The following is an 18,804-nucleotide window of genomic DNA, read 5'->3' as shown; positions in this document are numbered from 1 at the left end:
GGAGCGCGGCACAGGCGTTTGATCTCAACAGGTGGGTCCGCTCTGGGCGTCGGGGAGCGAACGGCTCTGACAGCCGATCAGCTGAAGAACCTGCCGACATGTCGCTACGGGTTGTTGCCGGGGCCGGCGATCCGAATGGGTTCCCGCGGTGTTCAAGTGTGGAGCTGGAACTGTCAGCGGGTGAGGATGTGACGGTAACGTTCGGCTGCCGCGATGGTCTCGCGTCCCACTTGCTCGAAGAATTCGCTCATGGCGTCCATTCGGGCTCCGGCCGGAGTCGAACGGCCGAGGGCTTCGGCGTTTTGGCGGGCGACCTCGGCGATGTTGGTGTTGAATCGCGCGCTGGCCAGGAGTGACCGGTACCAGATCTCCTGGTCGACGACGTAGCGGTCGCGCCGTCGGCGCTGATCTCGCTCCCGGCCGATCAGGTTCATTGCCTCCAACTCGGCGACTGCCTTGGAAATGGATGCGGGGCTTACCTGCAGGCGTTGGACGAGGTCGGCGGCAGCGAGGCCGCCGCTGTGCGTGGTGCACAGGCAGGCCAGCACACGTGAGGACATCCGCGTCAGGCCCGACGCGACGAGAACGTCGGTGAGCTGCTCCTCCGCCTCTTGCGTTCCGGCAGCAGCAGGTTGTGGTGGATCGATCACCATGGGGCGTTGACGCCGGGCGCGCTCCCGCGTCGCCTCGTGCGCCTGATCCGGGCGATAGGCGCCGGCGCCGCCGTTGCGGTTCACCTCGCGACTGATCGTCGACGTCGGCCTGCCCAGGCGCCGGGAGATCTCGGCGAACCCGAGCCCTTCCGCCAGGCCCTGGGCTATCCGTTCGCGATCCTCAAGCGTCAACCTGCCGTCCGGCATCAGCCGTCCCTTCCTGCCGTCCATTCCGCTCCTTGCATTCAACCACACTCACTGCAACAAGACTGTTGCATTCATCGCCTTTGTCAGTGCAATGGTAGCTTCTACCAGCGGATTTAATTTTGACAACTCCATGAACGCAACGTAGCGTTTCCGCTTGTCCAAATGACTGACCGAAAGGGACCCATGGCAACGGCAAGCAATCCCGGAACCAGCCACGAGGCAGTGCAGCGCGTGTTGGACGGCGCGGTGGCGTCAGGCGCGACGCCAGGCATCGTGACCGAGGTCTGGAAGGGCGACTCGCGCTGGTTCGCGGCCGCGGGCAAAGCCGACGTCAGCACCGGGCGCGAACGCATGCCGCAGGAGTTGTTCCGCATCGGCAGTGCGGCCAAGGCGTTCACCGCCGCCACCACACTGAAATTGGTCGGTGAGGGCGTCCTCAGCCTCGACGACACGGTGGAGAGGTGGCTGCCCGGCTTGCTCGACGGCAGCCCGTACGACGGCGACAAGATCACGCTGCGCCGGTTGCTGAACCAGACCAGCGGCATCTACAACTTCAGCATGGACCCGGAGTTCTTCGCCACCGGCCAAGGCGAGGCCTGGTACGAACGCCGGTTCAAGGTCTTCACACCCGAAGAACTGGTCCGGATCGCGCTACGGCATCCGCCCTGCAACGCCCCCGGCGAGACTTTCCAGTACTCCAACACGCAGTACTACCTGGCCGCGATGATGCTGGAGAGGGTCACCGGACAATCGTATGGCGACCTGTTGGATCGCCTCATTCTGCGGCCTGTCGGCCTGACCCGGACGTCGCTGCCCACCACGCAGACGATCATCCCCGGACCGCATCCGATGCACTACTCCCGGCTGTACGCCGAAGACCCGGCGGCGCGACTGCATGACGCGAGCGAGTCGAACGAGACCACCGCCTGGAGCGCCGGCGGAATGATCTCCTCGACCGGCGACCTGCTCACCTTCTTCTCGGCGCTGTTTTCCGGCCGGATCCTCAACCCGGCGCAGATGGAGGAGATGTTCACGACCGTGTCGACCGACGGCTCCGGGTGGCTGCCCGGCACCCGCTACGGGCTTGGCGTGTTCGAGCAGAAGCTGCAGAGTGGCGGGCCCGTGTGGGGCAACGGCGGTGCCGACTACGGCACCTTCACCCTCGTCATGGGCAGTTCCGACGGCACCCACATGGTCGCCTCCCACGTGAACACCGACTTCTCTCCGCAAGCCTATGCGGCCTTCCTGGCCATCCTCGATATCGAGTTCAGCCGCACCGGACACGCCGGTTGACCGCGGTGCCGGACAGCAAGAGGACGGCGCCGGGCATGCACCACGTACGGTCGCCCGTGTCTGTCGCGGCCTTCCCCGCTCCGTCCATTCCGCCGGCCGATCCCGCCGCCGGATCGCCGATCGTGGTCGCCGTCGAGCGCTTCCTGGAGTCCCTGCAGGCGGCCACCACCCGCGCCAGCTACGCCCAGACCCTCGCCCGGCTGACCACCGTGGCCGGGCCGCAGCACCCGGTCGCCGCGCTCACCCCCGAGCAGTACGCCGCGGTGATGCACCAGTGGAGCAGCGCGGCCGCCGCCGCCTGGAACCGCCACCTGTCCGCGCTGGTCTCCTTCACGACCTGGGCCCAGCGCCAGGACCTGCTGGCCACCAACCCCGCCCGGCGGCTGGAGCGCCGCAAGGCCACGCGCCGCGGCGATTGTGCTATCCTCGCCGCCCGCCTGGACAAGCTGTTCACCGACCCCAAGCACCCCCTGCGCGAACGCCTGCTGTGGCGGCTGTTGTACGACACGGCCGCCAGAGCTGAGGAAATCCTCACCCTCAACGTCGAGGACCTCGACCTGGAGTTCCGCCGCGCCCGCGTCGTGTCCAAGGGCGGCGCCATCGAATACGAGCACTGGGCCACCCCAACAGCTTGGCTACTGCCTCGCCTGCTGACCGGCCGCACTCGCGGGCCGGTGTTCCTGGCTGACCGGCGCGCCCCCACCTCCGGCCGCCGCGCGCCGGCATCCGGCGACGTCTGTCCCGACACCGGACGAGGCCGCCTGTCCTACCCGCGCGCCGAATATCTGTTCAAGATCGCCTCGGCCGAGTTCGACCCGCATCGGCAGGGCTGGACGCTGCACCAGCTTCGCCACAGCGCGCTCCAGCATCTGGCCCAAGCCGGACGCACCGCGCCCGAACTGCAGGCCAAGTCTCGCCACCAGCACCTGGCCAGCCTCGGCCGCTACGTCTACCTGGGCGAGGAGACCTCCGCCCGCATCACCGCCGAAGCCGACCCCGTCCAGCGCCGCCGCCCCCGCTGACCATCCCGCTGGCGGCGTCGCGATCCCGCTCGCTCCACAGCGGCCGCCGGCCCTGGTCGTACCTGAACTCCGGCCTCTCATCGCTCATGGCCCACACCGTAAGCGAACAGCGACCTCTCGTCCCGAGGAACGACATCAGTGCAGGTCAGCGAAATCCGACCTAAATTTCCCCGGGACTACAGGGAGGCCATGTTCGAGGGCTACGCCGGCACCTCGGCGTCCGGGTTCGCCGCCGAAGTCGCCGCGGAGGAGGCGGTGGCGATGCTCGACTACGTCGAAGACCTCTACCGGGACTGGAACGACGGCGCCCGCTCCGGCGGCGGCGCGACCCGGCGGATCGGTGGCGAGTTCGAGCGCCTTCTTCGCGAACTGGGCGACCCGCCCGGGATCGTGTCAGACGAGTCCCGGCTGCGCACCATGTTGGCGCACCTGGCCAAAACCCTTCACCCCGGGGTGCTCAACGACTGCTTCTTCAACGCCGCCACCGCGGTGTGCGTGAAACGCGCCATCATCCTCGGACGGCCCGTGCCGCAGCACAACATGTGCCTGCGCTGCCCGAACGCGCGCCGCTCAGCGTGATCCTTTCAGGCTGTAAGGCCATCCACGGATTGACTCACTCCTCCAGGGAGAGTGCCTGGCTAGGGCACACGTGCACCGCTTCGCGGGCCTTCTCGACCAGCTCGCCCTCCGGTGTCTCGTTCAGCACGATGATTGTGGCGTCGTCCTCGCGCTGGTCGAACAGCTCGGGCTCAGTGAGCACGCACTGTCCGGCACCGACGCACCTGCCGGTGTCCGCGATGATTTTCATGGCCCTGTCCTCCTGAGGTGGGGATGGCAGTTCGTCCGCTACCAGGTCACCGGGAGCTGGTACAGGCCATAGATGTTCGCGTCGTCCTTGAACGGCAGCTCGTCGATATCCATCGCCAGCTCCAGCGTGGGGACGCGGCGGAACAGCGTGTCGAACACGATCTGTAGCTCCATCCGAGCCAAGTTCTGGCCCAGACACTGGTGTGGCCCGAACCCGAACGCAACGTGGTGGCGCGCGCCGCGCTCGATGTCGAGCTCGTCCGGGTTCTCGAACGACCGCGGGTCCCGGTTGGCCGAATAACCGAGCGCCAGCACTCCTTCTCCGGCGCGGATCAGCTGCCCGCCGACCTCGATGTCCTCGACGCACAGCCGGGCCGTCGCCACGTCGATGATCGTGAAGTACCGCAGCATCTCCTCGACTGCGTTGAGCGTTTTGCCGGGGTCGGCCTTGATCATCGCGAGCTGCTCCGGGTTGCGCAGGAACGCCATGGTCGACAGCGAGATCATGTTCGCCGTCGTCTCGTGGCCGGCCACGAGCAGCAGCAAGCCCATGCCGGTCAGTGCCGTCCGCCGGTAGGTGCCGTCCGCGCGCAGCTTGACGATCTGCCGCCCGAGCAGGTCGTCCGGTGGGTTCTTTTCCTTCTCCGCGGTGAGGTCGGCCATATAGCCCTGGATGGCCCCTATGGCCGCCCACCGCTCCTCGGGCGGCGTCGACTGCTTGATCACCTTCACCGTGTGCTCCTGGAAGAACTCATGGTCGGCGTAGGGCACACCCAGCATCTCGCAGATCACCAGTGACGGAACCGGCAGCGACAGCGAGTCCACCAGGTCACCGGGCCGCGGCCCGGCCAGCAGCGCGTCGATCTGCCCGTCGACGATCTCCTGGATCCGCGGCCGCAGGGCCTCCAACCGGCGCACCGTGAACTCGCCGAGTACGGCCCTGCGCGCCGGCCCGTGCTCGGGCGGGTCCATGGCGATCAGGAAGCGCTCCTCGTCCGGCCGCCGAGACGCCGCCTCGCCCTCGACCAGCGCTGGGAAGTCCGGATGCTGCCGGTCGGCGCTGAACCTCCGGTCGTTCAACACGGTTCGCATGTCATCGTGGCGGCTGACCACCCAGGCCCACCCGCCGTCGGGCAGACGAACCCGCGAGACCGGCTCTTTTTCGCGGATCTCCTCATACGCCGGCGGCGGCGCGAACGGGCACGTACGGGCCATGGGGAACTCGTGCTTCTCGGCGGTAGTCATGACTTTCCTTCCACGACGTCACGGACAGGCGATAGAGGCTGGACAGCGAAAAGCCGTGTGTGAACGGCAGTTGGTCGACCGGTGCGACCGGGTTTTGCTCTGGGATGCGGCGGACCAAGGAGCGGCAATGGACCACCGGGACCGACAACATCGGTGGATTCAGACCCGACCTGTCCCCTCACGGGCGAAGAGCGGTTCCGCCGCTTCCAGTCGTGGTACCGAGATGCCCAGCCGTCGTGCTTCGGCGAGGGTGTCCCGGCAGACCTCACGCGGCTCCTCGGCGTCGGGGTCGGAGTGCGCCGTGAGGCTCACGCGCGCGGGCGCGACATGAGCGGTCAGCCAGGCGAGCACGGGTGCCGTCAGCCAGGTGGGCGCCCGGAACGGCAGCACACCGCCCCGGTGCCGTCGCAGGTCGAGGCCGCGCGCCTGGAGGAGCGGCAGCAGTTCGCGGCCGGCCAGCAGCGCCTCGCGCAGGTCGCCCGTTGCCCCGGCCAGTTGGGACAGGGAGCCCAGCCGCAGGCCCTGCGAGAACATGCCGGCATCCGACGCGAAATGGACCCACAGCCAGCCGCGGAAGCCAGGCCGCTCCTTGATCCGGAGTCCGGCCTCGCGAAACGCCTGGCGCACGGCCCGTTCCCGGTTGGTCGGGGGCCGGTCGAGTGTGCCGAAGATGACCGACGGCAGCAGTGCCCCGTGGAGTACGCCGTCCGCGCCGAAACCGCCACCGGCCTGGGGAAAGCCCCAGGCGATCTGGTCGGGGGGGAGTGCGCCGATGGCGGCGAGCGGCTCGGTCCAGAGGTTGCCGAAGATCAGCACCGTGGCCTGGCCGACACGCGGGGCCAGGAAGGCCGTCGCGCCCGCGAGGCGATGGTGGGGCACGCTGAGCACGATCAGGTCGAAGTCGTGGTCCGGCTCCAGCGCCTCGCGGTAGCGCACCGGCCACTTCTCGACGACGCGCTGCCCCCACACTCGGCGCCGCATATCGAACAGGTCGAGGTCCACCGCGTCCCCGTACGTCGCCGCGCGACCCGGTCGGACGTAGAACTCGACGTCATGTCCCGCCTGTTGCAGAACCCAGCCGTAGATGGTGGCGATCACGCCTCGGCCGAACATCAGGATCTTCACACTGCACCTCGTGGGGTACGATCGATTTGGAGGCAATCTCCACTTTCCAAAATATGGAGGTAATCTCCATTTGTCAACGGGGGTAGCACATGACCGCCGACAAGCCCCTGCGGGCCGACGCCCAGCGCAAGCGCGAGGCCCTGCTCGCCACGGCCCGGGAGGTCTTCGACGCCGGAGGCTTCTTCGACCTGCGCTTCGATGACTTCGCCCGCCTGGCCGGGGTGGGCACCGGCACGCTGTACCGCCACTTCCCCACCCGGGAGGCACTGGCCGAGGCGGTCTACCACGGGGAAGTCGCCACGCTGTGCGACCGCGCCCGCCAGCTACAGGCCACGCTGCCCGCGGCGGAGGCGTTGGCGACCTTCCTACGCGGCATGGTCGACCACATAGCTGCCCACGAGGGCCTGGCCCGGACGCTGGCCACGCTATGGGCCGATCGCTCGGGTGCCCTCGCCGAGGGCAGCCGGGCGCTGGAGCAGGCTGTCACCGACCTGGTGGCCGCCGCCGTACAGGAGGGCGCCGTTCGCGACGACGTGGACGCCGGTGCCGTCATGATGGCGCTGCACGGCATCGGCGCGGCCCATGACCGCCCCGGTTGGAGAGCCGAGGCCGACGATGTCATCACCCTCGTGCTGGACGGGCTGCGCCGCCCGCTATGACAAGGTGGCCTCCCAGTACTAGTGGAACGATGAGCCGGGGTTAGCGTCACAATATTTGATACTTTGCGCGGTGATGGCTGTTGACCTGCGTCGGGATGTGTGACGCAGAAGTTCGAGCAGTTGATCTACAGGGTGGGCGGCCGGATCTGATGGCAGTACCTGCGATGACGTCGGAACAACGGGCGAAGGCCTCGGAGAAGGCGGCGGAGGCTCGCACGGCGGGTAGCGCGCTGTTGGCCGGGGTGAGGTCCGGTACGACCAGCGTGGCGGAGGTGTTCGGCCGTAGCGGCGAGGAACTGGTGAAGAAGACTCGGGTGGCGCAAGTTCTTCGAGCGGTTCCTGGTCACGGGCCGGCGAGGGTCGCGTCGCATTCGTGCTCGAGGTAGTCGGCCAGCGCGGTCCGAGCGTCCAGGCCGAGAAAGACGCTGCGGCTGGTGCGCCCCTTGCCGCGCACCCCGGTCAGCTTAGCCTTCTTCACCCGGCGCAGCTGTTCGGGCTCGCGCGGCTGCAGCTGGGCCAGGTCCAGTCCGGCGATCTCGGCGCGGCGCAGCCCGGTGCCGAGCAACCGTGCGCACCTGGCCGGCGTTCAACGCGCGGACCTCGGGGGCGGGCAGACGCAGCGGCTCAACCCGCTTGGAGGGATCGCCGCCCGGCAGCAGCGCGGCCGGCGCGTGCGCGCTGATCCAGGAGAACAGCGCCGAGGCGTGCGCGAGGTGATTGTTGACCGTCGCCGGCGCCATAGCGGCCGCGCTGCCATCCTTGCGCTGCCACCCGGCAGCGGCCAGGTGATCGCGCCAGGCGGCGAGTTCGCGGGCGGTGATCGCTGAGACGCGCTCGTGCCCGAGCCCGGAGCGGATCCAGACGCGCAGCCGCTCCAGATGCCGGAGCCATTTCCTGAAGAGAATCGGCATCCGCAGATCACGGGCTTCTTGCGGGCCCTGGGACGAAACCGGCGGGTGATGTCAGTGAACCTCCACTTGTCGGCCCCAACGGGCCTCTCAATAGGTTATTGTCTTATGACATTAGACGAATGGAGCAAGTGGTGATCGAGTTCCATCTGGATGACAGGTCGGGCGTCTCGCCGTACCTGCAGCTGGTCCAGCAGGTACGGCGAGCGCTGCGGCTGGGTTTGCTGCGTGAGGGGGATCGGCTTCCGACGGTCAGGGACGTGGTGGCCCAGGTGACGATCAATCCCAACACCGTGCTCAAGGCCTACCGGGAGCTGGAACACGCTGGGCTGGTCACCGCCCGTCCAGGTGCCGGGACGTTCGTGACGGTGACGCTGGCCGACGCCACGCTTGCCGCCGCGTACGGCCCGCTGCGTCAGGACCTGCGGCGCTGGCTGGCCAAGGCCCGCCTGGCCGGGCTCGGCGACGAGGACATCGAAGCCCTGTTCATGACCACTTTTCAGACCGCCGCTCAGGAGGACATAGCGTGACCGCAGTCTTGCGGGCCCAAGCTCTGGGCAAGAAGTACAAGCAGCGCTGGGCGCTGAACGATTGCACGCTGGACATCCCGGCCGGGCATGTGACCGGCCTGGTCGGCCCCAACGGCGCCGGAAAATCGACGCTGCTGAACCTGGCCGCCGGGATGCTGACACCAACGTCGGGCACGATCGAGGTGTGCGGCGGCCGTCCCGGCAGCGGCCCGGCCCAGTTGGCCAGGGTCGGTTTCGTCGCCCAGGACACCCCCACTTACCCCGCCTTGACCGTCGCCGACCACCTGCAGCTCGGCGCCCGGCTCAACCCCGGCTGGGACGACGCCCTGGCCCGGCATCGGATCAAGCGGCTCGGCCTCGATCCAGCCCGGCCCGCCGGGAAGTTGTCCGGCGGCCAGCGCGCCCAGCTCGCCCTCACTCTGGGCATCGCCAAACGCCCCGAGCTGCTGATGCTGGACGAACCGGTCGCCGCACTCGACCCGCTCGCCCGCCGCGAGTTTCTGCAGGACCTCATGGACGCCGTCGCCGAGTACGGGCTCAGCATCGTGCTTTCCTCCCACCTGATCGCCGACCTGGAACGCGTCTGCGATCATCTCATCGTGCTGGTCGGCTCGAAGGTCCAGGTGGCCGGAGAGGTCGAGGACCTGCTGGCCGTCCACCACCGGCTCAGCGGCCCGCGCCGCGACCTGTCCACTCTCCCCGCGAACCAGCACGTCATCTCCGCCAGCCACACCGACCGGCAGACGACCCTCCTCATCCGCACGGAGGAGGCGATCCTGGATCCCGCGTGGGCCGTCGGCCGGCTCAGCCTGGAAGACCTCGTCCTGGCCTACTTGAGCAGGCCCGCCGAGTCCGGCCACGACCACCGCCCCGCCCTGGAGGTCATCCGATGATCTGGCTGACCTGGCGCCAATTTCGTACGCAGGCCGCCACGGTGGCGGCCGCCCTGGTCGTCGTCGCCGCGATCTTGGCGATCACCGGCCCACACCTGACCGGCCTCTCCTCTGGCGAGGCGAATCCCTTCCTGACGCGCGTCACCGCCACCGACGGCATCCTGTACTACGGCAGCGCCGTGCTGGTCTACCTGCTGCCCGCCGTCATCGGGATCTTCTGGGGCGCGCCGCTGGTCACGCGCGAGCTGGAGCTGGGCACGCACCGCCTGGTGTGGAACCAGACGATCTCCCGTACCCGATGGCTGGCCACCAAGCTGGCCATCGTCGGCCTGGCCGCCATCGCCGCGTCCGGGCTGCTCAGCCTCGCGGTCAGCTGGTGGGCCGGCCCCATCGACGCCGCGGCCGACGCAAGCGGTGGCGACCCCTTCCCCTCTCGCGTCTCTCCACTGGTCTTCGGCGCGCGCGGCATCGTCCCGATCGGCTACGCCGCCTTCGCCTTCGTCCTCGGCGTCACCATCGGGCTCCTGCTGCGCCGGACCGTGGCCGCCATGGCCATCACCCTGGCCCTGTTCGCCGCCGTCCAGCTCGCCGTCCCGTTCACGGTGCGCTCGCACATCATCCCCGCGGCCCAGCAAACGGTCACGATCGACAGAACGAACGTCGAGTCCTTCAGGGCCGACAACTCCGGCCAACCCCAGGAACTGACCGTGGCCAGCCCTTCCGGCGCCTGGGTCCTGTCCAACGAGACCATCGACGCCACCGGCCACGCCGTGGCCGTCCTGCCCGTCTGGATGGCCGACTGCATGCCACCGCCGCCAGGACAGGGCCGCTCCCAGCCCAACGCGCCTGCCGCCCAAGCGTGCTTCGCCAAGCTCGCCGACCTCGGCTACCGGCAACGGCTGACCTACCAGCCCGCCGACCGCTTCTGGGTTCTGCAAGGGGCCGAGACCACGCTCTTCCTCGTACTGTCCGCCTTGCTGGCCGCGCTGTGCTTCTGGTGGACCCGCCACCGCCTCACCTGATCAGCCGATGCCGACTCGGCTTCTTCCAGGGGCCGTCGGCCAGCCGCCCACGCCTTGTTGAAGCACTCCTCCGGGCGTCCATTCCCTACTGCCAGACTCAGAAACGGACATCTCCATGAAGCGCGCGACTACTGTCACCGGGGCCCTGATCCTTGCCCTGTCCGCCTGCGCCGTATACACCCCTGCAGGCATCGCGTCGTCCACCGGCCCGGCGGCGACCAGCCCCGCGACCGTGTCCAACGGCGTACCGAAGCTGCCCAAGCCCACCGGCTCCCATCCGGTCGGCACCACCTCCCTGCACGTGAAGGACGCCTCTCGCCCTGACCCCTGGATCCCCGAGGCCAAGGAGAGAGAGCTCATGGTCTCGCTCTGGTACCCGGCCAAGGCGCCGAACGGACGGCGAGCGCCCTACATGACGGCCAAGGAGTCGGAGCTCATCTTGAAAGGAGCGGAAATCACCGGCGTGCCATACGACGCGCTGAGCAAGACACGCACCAACGCCTTCCTCGACGCCAAGCCAGCGGGACGCAAGCGCAGCCTGCCACTGGTGGTGCTCTCGCCAGGCTTCACCGAGCCCCGCAGCTCGCTCACCGCCCTGGCCGAGGACCTGGCCAGCAGAGGATACGTCGTGGCCGGGATCGAGCACACCTATGAGAGCCTGGCCACGAGCTTCCCCGACGGCCGGGTCACCACCTGTGCCGCCTGCCAGGACGGCAAGGGCGAGGCGTTCTGGGCCAAGCTCGGCCAGAGCCGGGCGGCCGACGTCTCCTTCGTCCTGGACAAGCTGACCGGTACCCACCCCAAGTGGAAGAGCGCCTCACTCATCGACAACAAGCGGATCGCGATGGCGGGCCAGTCCGCCGGAGGCGCGAGCACCATCACCGCCATGCTGAAGGACACCCGCGTACGCGCCGGGATCAACATGGACGGCACCACATTCGCCCCGATCCCGGACAGCGGGCTGTCACGGCCTTTCGTGTTCCTGGGTACCCAGGCCATGCACAGCCCGGGCGGCAAGGACACCACCTGGGAGCGCGACTGGGCCCACCTGACGGGATGGAAGCGCTGGCTCGTGGTGGCCGGGGCAGAACACGCCTCCTTCACCGACACCGCACTCCTGGTGGAACAACTCGGCATCTACCGCAACCCCAACCTGACCGCGGCCCGCGCGGTGGAGATCACCCGCGCCTACACCCGAGCCTTCTTCAACCAGCACCTGCGCAACAGACCCCAGCCCTCCCTGAACAAGCCCTCGACACGCTACCCCGAGGTCAAGCTCTGCTCGGTGAGAACGAAGACCTGCTCGTAACCGGCTCACCCGGCGTCGCCGCTGTCTCAATACCGGCATAGATCTTCTTCATTCCCCCTCCGGCCCTTCGTCTGCCCCACCGGCATCTACCGCAGCGACATGGTCGCCGTCCTCAACGATCCCGGCGGCGCTTGTTTCACCTGCTCGGGGTCCGTCAGCGTGTCCAACTCCTGGAGCGGGGAGAATCGCGGGCGGATCTGACGGATGGTATCGACGAGATGCGCTGGCACCAAAGGCGCCGACGCCGCTGCCGTGCGCCAGTGGTGGGCCACGCTCCCTCAGCCTGAAGACCGCGTTGCCGCTGCTCAATGACACCCCAAGGCCCCAGCGCGGCACCAAAGAGCCGGAGTGGATGAGGGCCCAGGTCCGGCTGATCTTCGGCGATCAGCCGGCCAGTGCCTGTAGTAGACGCTCCCGCTGTTGCTCGGTAAGCCCCCCGACCCGGCGCTTCTCAGTCACCCCCGACACGGCCATCAGCGCCGCGACCCGCGCCGGCCCATAACCGGGAACCGCGCGAAGGACCTGCGCCACCCGAGCCTTCTTCACCAGTTCCTCGCCGCTACGGCCGAACACCTCCGCCACGCTGGTCGTACCGGACTTCACCCCCGGCCAACAGCACGGCACGCGCCGTGCGAGCCTCGGCCGCCTTCTCCGAGGCCTTCGCCCGTTGTTCCGACGTCATCGCAGGTACTGCCATCAGATCCGGCCGCCCACCCTGTAGATCAACTGCTCGAACTTCTGCGCCACACACCCCGACGCAGGTCAACAGCCATCACCGCGCAAAGTATCAAATATTGTGACGCTAACCTCGGCTCATCGTTCCACTAGTACTGGGAGGCCAAGCTCAACGGGGCCGTGATGGCGAACCAGGTGGTCGACCGGGTGCTGCAGATCCACGGCGGCATGGGGTACACGAAGGAGCTGCCGATCGAGTGGTGGTACCGGGAGCTGCGGCTGCTGCGCATCTTCGAGGAGACGGACGAGATCCAGCGGCGCACGATCGCGCGCAACCTGATCAAGGGGCACGCCAGGCTCGGCCTGATCGGGGAGTGACCGCACGCCGGTCGGGGCACCGGTCAATCCGCGCTCGATCGCCCCTTGCCGCCGCCGTACCGGGGGCGCCACGGGAAGGGACGACCACCCACAGCCGCGCCCGCATGGTCCCGGCGGCGGCGTTCACGGCGACGCCTCCTCCTGAGCGCGGGGCCTGGCCCGCATGTGCATGCGCTCCCCCTGGCGGCCGAACAGGTTGAGGACCTCCACGGCGGAATCACCGGCGGGGCCGAACCAGTGCGGCAGACGGGTGTCGAACTCCGCGGCCTCACCCGGCCCCATGACCAGGTCGTGACCGGCCACGATGAGCCGTACGCGCCCGGACAGGACGTACATCCACTCGTAGCCCTCATGTGTGCACGGGTCGGGCCGGTTCTGCCCGGCCGGGATGATGGACTTCCATGCCTGGAGGGGCCCGGGCTGGGTGGTCAGGGGGATCACCGTGCGGCCGTTGCGGACGCGGGGCCTGCAGCGGATCCTCGGGTCGCCCACCTCCGGCGCGCCGACGAGCTCGTCCAGCGGCACCCCATGGGCTTGCGCTATCGGGAGCAGCAGTTCCAGGCTCGGGCGGCGCTGACCCGCCTCCAGCCTCGACAGCGTGCTCTTGGAGATGCCGGTGGCCTCGGCCAGCGCCGACAGCGTCACGCCGTGCCGGGTGCGGACACGTCTGAGGCGGGAGCCCACCTGGGCCAGCGTGGCAGCGATCGAAGTTTGTCCGTCCATGCCCTCATTGCACCTCCTCCGTCCCAGAAATGGCAACGCTAGTTGTCGGTTCCACACCGGGAAACGCATCATCAGGCACGGAGGTGATCGTCATGATCACGAAGGACACGCAGCACACCGCCGACCGGGCGGTCCATGACGTGGTGGTGATCGAAGCCGGAGCGGCCGGCCTGAACGCCGCCCTGATCCTCGGGCGGGCCCGCCGCGGTGTGGTGGTGGTCGACGCCGGTGAGCCGCGCAAAGGCCCGCCGCATCCTGGTCGCCACCGGACTGCGCGACGAGCTGCCGGACCTCCCCGGCGTGCGCGAACGGTGGGAAAAGGACGTGCTGCACTGCCCGTACTGCCACGCCTACGAGGTACGGGATCGGCTCCTGGCCGTCCTCGGCACCCACCCGGGCGCCGTTCACCAGGCCCTGCTCCTGAGCCAGTGGAGCGACGACGTCGTCTTCTTCCCCCACACGCTGGACCTGACGGCAGAGGACCGGGACCGGCTGGCGGCGCGCGGCCTGCACATCGTCGAGGGCGGTATCGAGCGTCTCGTCTTCGAGAACGACCGGCTGCGCGGCATCGAACTCACCGACGGCCGCGCCGTCCCCCGCGTCGCCGCCTTACTCTTCCCTTGCATGCTCCCGCACGACGGCCTGCTCACCCGGCTGGGCTGCGGCAAGGACGGCGACGGCCTGGTCTCCACCGACCGTTCCGGCCGGACCACTGTCGCCGGCGTCTGGGCGGCGGGCAACGTCGCCCACCCGCGCGCACCGCCCAGCACCCGGTGGACAGCGTGACCGAGGAGACGTTCGCCGAACGTGTCCTCCGATCGGAGCGTCCCGTTCTGTTCCAGTTCTGGACCACCTGGTGTCATCCCTGCCGGATGGTCACCCCCATCGTGGAACGGCTGGCCGCCGAGCGGTCAGCCGAACTGGACATCGTGAAGATCGATCTGGACGAGCAGCCGGAGTTGGCGACCCGGCACGGCGTCACGGCCGTTCCCGCCTTCATCGTCCACGCCGGAGGCCGGCTCGCGGGTTCGTGGGTCGGCGCGGCGCCCCAGCGCATCCTTGAGCAGCAGGTGGCCTCGGCCCTGAGGAAAGGAGGCGACGCTCGATGAGCGTGGACACGGCACGGCGGCGGGGTGCTGCCACCCGAGGGAGGCTGCCGCTCGGCGTCTACCTGCTCGCCTTCAGCCTCTTCGCGATGGGCAGCGCGGAATTCCTGATCGCGGGGGTCCTGCCGGCCGTCGCGGACAACCTCCGCATCACGCTGCCGTCGGCCGGCGCGCTGATCTCCGCGTTCGCCGTGGGCGTCGTCGTCGGCGGTCCGCCCCTGGCCGTCATGACGCTGCGCTGGCCCCGACGGACCACGCTGGTGGGCACCCAGGCCGTCTTCGCCGGCTCCGTGGCGATCGGCCTGCTCACCGACAGTTACCCGGTGCTGCTCGCCACCCGCCTCCTCTGCGGCCTCGCCTACGCGGGGTTCTGGGCGGTGGCGGCCGTCACCGCGATCGGCCTCGTCACGCCGGACCGCACCGCACGTGCCTCGGGGGTCGTCGTCAGCGGGCTCAGCCTCGCGATGATCGCCGGTGGCCCGGCGGGCGCGTCGCTCAGCTACTTCACGGGTTGGCGGGGCGGATTCTGGGGCGTGGTGGCCCTCACCGCGGCCGGGGCCGTACTAACTCTCCTGACGTTGCCCGCGACGACCGCGGCCAAGGAGCCCAGCGTCAGACGCGAGATTCGCACCATGCGGCAACCGCAGTTGTGGGTGGTCTACGCCGCCACCGTCCTGAGCACGGCCGCCTACATGATCTCGTTCAACTACCTCGCGGCGTTCCTGACCGAGGTCACCGGCATTCCCGGCGTGTGGGTCCCCGCAGTGCTCGCGCTGTTCGGCGTGGGCGCCTTCACCGGTCTGTCCATCGGAGGCCGGATCGCCGATCGGTGGCCCACTCGCGCACTGCTCATCGGGGCGATCGGGATTCTGGCCGGCTCCGTCCTGCTCGCGCTCCTCGCGCGGCACGCGCCTGCCGTCGTACCCCTCGTCCTGCTGCTCGGGATCGCCGGTTTCGTACTCAACCCTGCCATCTACGCGCGGGTGTTCGCCATCGCGTCAGACGCGCCGACGCTTGCCGGGGCCACCACCGTCTCCGCGTTCCAACTCGGCATCAGCCTCGTCCCGGCGCTCGCCGGGGTGGCGCTCAACGCCGGCGCGGGCATCACCTCCGTCACGTGGATCGGCGCCGGCCTGGCTGCGGCCGTCGTGCCGACCGTCCTCGCGGACCGGATGATCTCCCGCCGCGGGCCGCGCCAGAGTTGAGGGTCGCCGTGGCACCGCCTCGCGCTGCTGGGACCGGGATGTGGGGCAAGGGCCGCGGGCTCCACCCGGGGTGGAGGCAGTGGAGATGGTCGACGACGCACCAAGCAAGACCAGCGTAGACCGCGCTCGGCGAGGCACTCAGCGGAGTCGCGGTGACGTAGTGGCAGCGCTTGAGGCCGAGGGCGGTCCCCGCCACTTCGATCGCGCCGTCCTGGACGGGAAAGACAGCGGGGAGCCTGGACTCGGCGTGATGCCTGCCGTCGAGATACAGGTGGGCTTTGCCTTTGCCGTCCTCGGAGAAGAACCGCCCCACATGGCTGACGTCGACGGCGTAAACCACCTGACGGCCGTCGGCGGTCCGCAGCGGAAGGTAGAACAAAGCGCGGGTAAGCGGCTGCCACCAGCGAAAACGCTTGAGTGGGCGGCCGTCTCCCGGCTGAACTCGTCGCATGGCCCGGCTTCTGCGCCGCTCCTTGAACATGTCAGGCTCTGGTCGTCGTTCTTCGTTCACGCTTGCGCGTGAGGCTTTGGCGGGGTCTGGTCGTCATCTGCGGCTGTCTCCTTCTCGAGGATGGCGTTCACGCGCTGCATGACGCGGATCTGAGCGGGGCTGTAGAACTCCACCACCGCGTGCGCCAGCGTGTTCCCTGCCAGCTCCACCCCCAGTGGCGAATCCGCCATCAGGTCGTTCAGCCACGGGTGCTTCTCCCGCGACCTGCGGACCATCGGCGCCATCCGCTCGGCGAGCCGGGCGATCGCGGCATCGTCGGCATCCGGGGGAAGGGCATCGAGCGCAGCCTGGATGTCGTCGTCCTCGGCGATGATCTGGCGGAATTTCTCCATGCTCTCCTCGCTGAAGACGGCCGAATAGACGGTGAGCAAGGACTGCTCTCTGTCGGAGAGGTCTTGGGAAATGGGGGCGAGCATGGGTGGCACATGCATCGGCGCGCGGTGGCGCAGGATGACGGCCAGCTCCGCGCGTACCCGATTGAGGCGTTCGATCGTCGCCGCCAGCTCGGCGTCCAGCAGCCGGATCGCCTCGTCCGGATCCTCGTCGGCCCGCTCCATCGCCGCGATCTGCGACAGCGACACCCCCAGATCACGCAGCCGCTTGATCTGTAACATCCGGATCAGGTGCGCGACCTTGTACTGCTTGTAGCCGTTGGCCGCGCGCTCGGGCTCGTCCAGCAGCCCGATCTCGTGGTAGTGCCGGATGGCCTTCACCGTCGAGTCCGTGAGTTTGGCCAGTTGCCGAGTGCTCCACGCCATGTCTCCACCTCCCTCGCCGACGCCTCACGCGTCCTTGACTGCAAGTTCACACCATGCCCATGGGGCACGGTCAAAACGACGCCCACATGGCGGTGGGCTGCCCGAACCACTTTGCGACCGGATGCGGGGCACTGCTTGACCGTGCCCCAAGGGCACGCTGTTAGCTCGCTGTCACAAGCCGCCCGAGGAGGAGCTACGTGATCAGACAGCGCAGCATGCCACGAAAACTGGCGGCGATGGCGGTGATGTCAGTGATCGGCATCGCCGGCACATCGGCCGCAGCACCCACCGCGGCCGAGTCCGCCGCAGAGGTGTCGTGGGGCGAGTGTCCCAAGGACGTCGTGACCGCGGCCGCGCCGTCCAAGCTGGACTGTGCCACCGTGCCGGTGCCGCTGGACTACGCCGATCCGGCGAGCGGCGAGATCAAAATCATGATCTCCCGGCTGGCCAGCAAAAAACCGGCCAAGCGGCGCGGCATCCTGCTGCTCAACCCGGGTGGCCCCGGCGGGTCCGGGCTGGCGTTCCCCGGGTTCCTGGTGGCCCGGGGGATGCCGGTGAGCGTGACCGACAGCTACGACGTGATCGGCATGGACACCAGAGGCATCGGGCATTCGGCACCCGTGAGCTGCGGATTCACCGGCAAGGGACCGTACGTCGGGAACCTGCCGCCGTACGCGGTCGACGACGCGGCGGTCCTCAAGCAGGCGAAGGTCGTCAAGGGGGTGGCGGAGCAGTGCGCGAAGAAGGACCGTGACGACCGCCTGCGCCACCTGACGACCGCGAACACCGCTCGCGACCTGGACCGGATCCGCGCCGCGCTCGGCGAGCGGAAGGCCAGTTTCCTCGGGTTCTCCTACGGTACGGCGCTGGGCGCCGCCTACGCGTCGATGTTCCCCGAGCGGTCCGATCGGGTCGTGTTCGACAGCAACATCGGCGACACCCACCTCGACCCCGACGGCCTCCGCCGCTACGCCCTGGGCATGGAGCAGACCTTCCCGGACTTCGCCAAGTGGGCGGCGCAGCGGCACGGCAGCTACGGCCTGGGCCGTAAGCCGCAGGAGGTGCGCGCCACGTACTTCAAGATCGCCGAACGCCTCGACAAGCAGCCGGTGCCGGGCCTCGACGGCGCTCTCTTCCGGAACTCCATGTTCGCGATCCTCTACAACAAGACGCTGTACACCTCGGCGGCGCAGCTCTGGCAGACCCTGCTCACCGGCGGCAACCCGCCCGACGACCAGCCCGACCTGTCGTCCTACGACAACTCCTGGACCGTGTTCCTGGCCGTGACCTGCAACGACGTCAACTGGCCCGAGGACGTGAACACGTATCGCCGCGCCGTGGCCCAGGACCGCAAGCGGTACCCGCTGTACGGCGCCGCCGCCGCGAACATCACCCCGTGCGCCTACTGGCCGCACGAGCCGGCCGAGCCCCCGGTCAAGCTGACCGACGAGGGGCCGGCCAACATCCTGCTCGTCCAGAACGAGCGGGACGTCCCCACCCCGCACCGCGGCGGTGAGATGTTCCGCGAGAAGCTCGGCGACCGCGCCCGCCTGGTGAGCGTCGACGCCGCAGGCCACGGCGCCTACCTCCTCGGCGGCAACGCCTGCGCGTGGAACGTCGCCACGAGCTACCTGGTCGACGGCCGGATGCCCCAACGCGACGTCTCCTGCCCCGCGTCCTGAGCGTGACCGGGCGGGGTCGTGGGTTTCGGAACCTGCGTCCCGCACTCGCCCAGCTGGCCAGTGCACCCAAACCCTCCAGGCCCGGCCCCGGAC

General features: G+C 68.9%; 21 protein-coding genes and 1 pseudogene. 14 read left to right on the top strand and 8 right to left on the bottom strand.

What is annotated here, in order from left to right:
* Positions 1-173: 173 nt before the first annotated feature.
* Complete coding sequence (locus GUY59_RS27640) at positions 174-860, bottom strand: MarR family transcriptional regulator (RefSeq protein ID WP_138202618.1); 687 nt, start codon at positions 858-860, stop codon at positions 174-176.
* A 183-nt stretch (positions 861-1,043) separates the two neighbouring features.
* On the opposite strand from GUY59_RS27640, the gene GUY59_RS27635 reads away from it, so the two are divergent.
* The 3 genes from GUY59_RS27635 to GUY59_RS27625 all read left to right on the top strand — a co-directional run bounded on the left by GUY59_RS27635 (position 1,044) and on the right by GUY59_RS27625 (position 3,754).
* The gene (locus GUY59_RS27635) at positions 1,044-2,153 is read left to right on the top strand and encodes a serine hydrolase domain-containing protein (RefSeq protein WP_161714731.1); all 1,110 of its coding nucleotides are present in this window, start codon (positions 1,044-1,046) and stop codon (positions 2,151-2,153) included.
* 56 nt (positions 2,154-2,209) lie between these two features.
* Positions 2,210-3,175 (top strand): tyrosine-type recombinase/integrase, encoded by a 966-nt coding sequence (locus GUY59_RS27630; protein WP_252375044.1) that lies wholly within the window; start codon positions 2,210-2,212, stop codon positions 3,173-3,175.
* Positions 3,176-3,364: 189 nt separating this feature from the next.
* A complete protein-coding gene (locus GUY59_RS27625; RefSeq protein WP_201761402.1) occupies positions 3,365-3,754 on the top strand; it encodes a hypothetical protein in 390 nt (129 codons plus the stop codon).
* A 34-nt stretch (positions 3,755-3,788) separates the two neighbouring features.
* On the opposite strand, the gene GUY59_RS27620 is transcribed toward GUY59_RS27625, so the two are convergent.
* From GUY59_RS27620 to GUY59_RS27610, 3 genes are all read right to left on the bottom strand, one after another.
* Positions 3,789-3,983, bottom strand: a complete 195-nt coding sequence (locus tag GUY59_RS27620; protein ID WP_138202589.1) for a ferredoxin — start codon at positions 3,981-3,983, stop codon at positions 3,789-3,791.
* 38 nt (positions 3,984-4,021) lie between these two features.
* Complete coding sequence (locus tag GUY59_RS27615; RefSeq protein WP_138202591.1) at positions 4,022-5,227, bottom strand: cytochrome P450; 1,206 nt, start codon at positions 5,225-5,227, stop codon at positions 4,022-4,024.
* A gap of 159 nt (positions 5,228-5,386) precedes the next feature.
* The gene (locus GUY59_RS27610; protein WP_138202593.1) at positions 5,387-6,352 is read right to left on the bottom strand and encodes a ketopantoate reductase family protein; all 966 of its coding nucleotides are present in this window, start codon (positions 6,350-6,352) and stop codon (positions 5,387-5,389) included.
* An 89-nt stretch (positions 6,353-6,441) separates the two neighbouring features.
* On the opposite strand from GUY59_RS27610, the gene GUY59_RS27605 reads away from it, so the two are divergent.
* Positions 6,442-7,011: a TetR/AcrR family transcriptional regulator gene (locus GUY59_RS27605; RefSeq protein ID WP_138202595.1), complete on the top strand. Its 570-nt coding sequence runs from the start codon at positions 6,442-6,444 to the stop codon at positions 7,009-7,011.
* 343 nt (positions 7,012-7,354) lie between these two features.
* Here GUY59_RS27605 and GUY59_RS27600 read toward each other — a convergent pair whose 3' ends face one another.
* Positions 7,355-7,576 carry a hypothetical protein gene (locus GUY59_RS27600; protein WP_161714730.1) on the bottom strand — a complete coding sequence of 74 codons (222 nt, stop codon included), beginning with the start codon at positions 7,574-7,576 and terminating at the stop codon, positions 7,355-7,357.
* A gap of 477 nt (positions 7,577-8,053) precedes the next feature.
* Here GUY59_RS27600 and GUY59_RS27595 point away from each other — a divergent pair, with 477 nt between their 5' ends.
* The 4 genes from GUY59_RS27595 (at position 8,054) to GUY59_RS27580 (ending at position 11,673) form a co-directional block, all read left to right on the top strand.
* Positions 8,054-8,449 (top strand): GntR family transcriptional regulator, encoded by a 396-nt coding sequence (locus GUY59_RS27595; RefSeq protein WP_138202599.1) that lies wholly within the window; start codon positions 8,054-8,056, stop codon positions 8,447-8,449.
* Positions 8,446-9,342 carry an ABC transporter ATP-binding protein gene (locus GUY59_RS27590; RefSeq protein WP_138202601.1) on the top strand — a complete coding sequence of 299 codons (897 nt, stop codon included), beginning with the start codon at positions 8,446-8,448 and terminating at the stop codon, positions 9,340-9,342. Before GUY59_RS27595 ends, GUY59_RS27590 begins: the two co-directional genes overlap by 4 nt.
* Positions 9,339-10,364 (top strand): transporter, encoded by a 1,026-nt coding sequence (locus GUY59_RS27585; RefSeq protein WP_138202603.1) that lies wholly within the window; start codon positions 9,339-9,341, stop codon positions 10,362-10,364. Before GUY59_RS27590 ends, GUY59_RS27585 begins: the two co-directional genes overlap by 4 nt.
* Positions 10,365-10,479: 115 nt before the next feature.
* Positions 10,480-11,673 (top strand): alpha/beta hydrolase family protein, encoded by a 1,194-nt coding sequence (locus GUY59_RS27580; RefSeq protein WP_138202605.1) that lies wholly within the window; start codon positions 10,480-10,482, stop codon positions 11,671-11,673.
* A gap of 384 nt (positions 11,674-12,057) precedes the next feature.
* Here the strand turns inward: GUY59_RS27580 and mihF are convergent, their stop codons facing one another.
* The gene (gene mihF, locus GUY59_RS50115) at positions 12,058-12,276 is read right to left on the bottom strand and encodes an integration host factor, actinobacterial type (RefSeq protein WP_442939022.1); all 219 of its coding nucleotides are present in this window, start codon (positions 12,274-12,276) and stop codon (positions 12,058-12,060) included.
* 234 nt (positions 12,277-12,510) lie between these two features.
* On the opposite strand from mihF, the pseudogene GUY59_RS27575 reads away from it, so the two are divergent.
* Positions 12,511-12,726 (top strand): annotated as a pseudogene (locus GUY59_RS27575) (acyl-CoA dehydrogenase family protein); the annotation flags it as partial.
* 123 nt (positions 12,727-12,849) lie between these two features.
* Here GUY59_RS27575 and GUY59_RS27570 read toward each other — a convergent pair.
* Complete coding sequence (locus tag GUY59_RS27570) at positions 12,850-13,449, bottom strand: helix-turn-helix domain-containing protein (protein WP_138202607.1); 600 nt, start codon at positions 13,447-13,449, stop codon at positions 12,850-12,852.
* Between the two features lie 228 nt (positions 13,450-13,677).
* Here GUY59_RS27570 and GUY59_RS27565 point away from each other — a divergent pair, with 228 nt between their 5' ends.
* The 4 genes from GUY59_RS27565 (at position 13,678) to GUY59_RS50870 (ending at position 16,283) form a co-directional block, all read left to right on the top strand.
* On the top strand, positions 13,678-14,235 hold the full coding sequence (locus tag GUY59_RS27565; protein ID WP_252375046.1) for an NAD(P)/FAD-dependent oxidoreductase: 558 nt from the start codon (positions 13,678-13,680) through the stop codon (positions 14,233-14,235).
* Positions 14,232-14,558, top strand: a complete 327-nt coding sequence (locus GUY59_RS27560; protein WP_201761401.1) for a thioredoxin family protein — start codon at positions 14,232-14,234, stop codon at positions 14,556-14,558. The genes GUY59_RS27565 and GUY59_RS27560 overlap by 4 nt, the downstream gene beginning before the upstream one ends.
* Positions 14,555-15,760 carry a Cmx/CmrA family chloramphenicol efflux MFS transporter gene (locus tag GUY59_RS27555; protein ID WP_138202611.1) on the top strand — a complete coding sequence of 402 codons (1,206 nt, stop codon included), beginning with the start codon at positions 14,555-14,557 and terminating at the stop codon, positions 15,758-15,760. The genes GUY59_RS27560 and GUY59_RS27555 overlap by 4 nt, the downstream gene beginning before the upstream one ends.
* 160 nt (positions 15,761-15,920) lie before the next feature.
* Positions 15,921-16,283, top strand: a complete 363-nt coding sequence (locus GUY59_RS50870) for a hypothetical protein (protein ID WP_171055460.1) — start codon at positions 15,921-15,923, stop codon at positions 16,281-16,283.
* Here GUY59_RS50870 and GUY59_RS27545 read toward each other — a convergent pair.
* Positions 16,268-17,029: a helix-turn-helix domain-containing protein gene (locus GUY59_RS27545; RefSeq protein WP_138202612.1), complete on the bottom strand. Its 762-nt coding sequence runs from the start codon at positions 17,027-17,029 to the stop codon at positions 16,268-16,270. The two genes, GUY59_RS50870 and GUY59_RS27545, sit on opposite strands and share 16 nt — an antisense overlap.
* A 197-nt stretch (positions 17,030-17,226) precedes the next feature.
* Here GUY59_RS27545 and GUY59_RS27540 point away from each other — a divergent pair, with 197 nt between their 5' ends.
* On the top strand, positions 17,227-18,711 hold the full coding sequence (locus tag GUY59_RS27540; protein WP_252375047.1) for an alpha/beta hydrolase: 1,485 nt from the start codon (positions 17,227-17,229) through the stop codon (positions 18,709-18,711).
* The last annotated feature ends 93 nt before the right edge of the window (positions 18,712-18,804 follow it).

Source organism: Nonomuraea sp. K271 (assembly GCF_009908215.1).
Lineage (GTDB): Bacteria > Actinomycetota > Actinomycetes > Streptosporangiales > Streptosporangiaceae > Nonomuraea > Nonomuraea longispora.
The sequence above is the reverse complement of the archived record's forward strand: the minus strand, read 5'-3'. Positions and strand labels throughout refer to the sequence as shown.

Coding starts and splice junctions, on each gene's coding strand:
- GUY59_RS27640 (WP_138202618.1), bottom strand. CDS start 860: ATGCCGGACGGCAGGTTGACGCTTGAGGATCGCGAACGGATAGCCCAG.
- GUY59_RS27635 (WP_161714731.1), top strand. CDS start 1,044: ATGGCAACGGCAAGCAATCCCGGAACCAGCCACGAGGCAGTGCAGCGC.
- GUY59_RS27625 (WP_201761402.1), top strand. CDS start 3,365: ATGTTCGAGGGCTACGCCGGCACCTCGGCGTCCGGGTTCGCCGCCGAA.
- GUY59_RS27620 (WP_138202589.1), bottom strand. CDS start 3,983: ATGAAAATCATCGCGGACACCGGCAGGTGCGTCGGTGCCGGACAGTGC.
- GUY59_RS27615 (WP_138202591.1), bottom strand. CDS start 5,227: ATGACTACCGCCGAGAAGCACGAGTTCCCCATGGCCCGTACGTGCCCG.
- GUY59_RS27605 (WP_138202595.1), top strand. CDS start 6,442: ATGACCGCCGACAAGCCCCTGCGGGCCGACGCCCAGCGCAAGCGCGAG.
- GUY59_RS27585 (WP_138202603.1), top strand. CDS start 9,339: ATGATCTGGCTGACCTGGCGCCAATTTCGTACGCAGGCCGCCACGGTG.
- GUY59_RS27580 (WP_138202605.1), top strand. CDS start 10,480: ATGAAGCGCGCGACTACTGTCACCGGGGCCCTGATCCTTGCCCTGTCC.
- GUY59_RS27570 (WP_138202607.1), bottom strand. CDS start 13,449: ATGGACGGACAAACTTCGATCGCTGCCACGCTGGCCCAGGTGGGCTCC.
- GUY59_RS27555 (WP_138202611.1), top strand. CDS start 14,555: ATGAGCGTGGACACGGCACGGCGGCGGGGTGCTGCCACCCGAGGGAGG.
- GUY59_RS27545 (WP_138202612.1), bottom strand. CDS start 17,029: ATGGCGTGGAGCACTCGGCAACTGGCCAAACTCACGGACTCGACGGTG.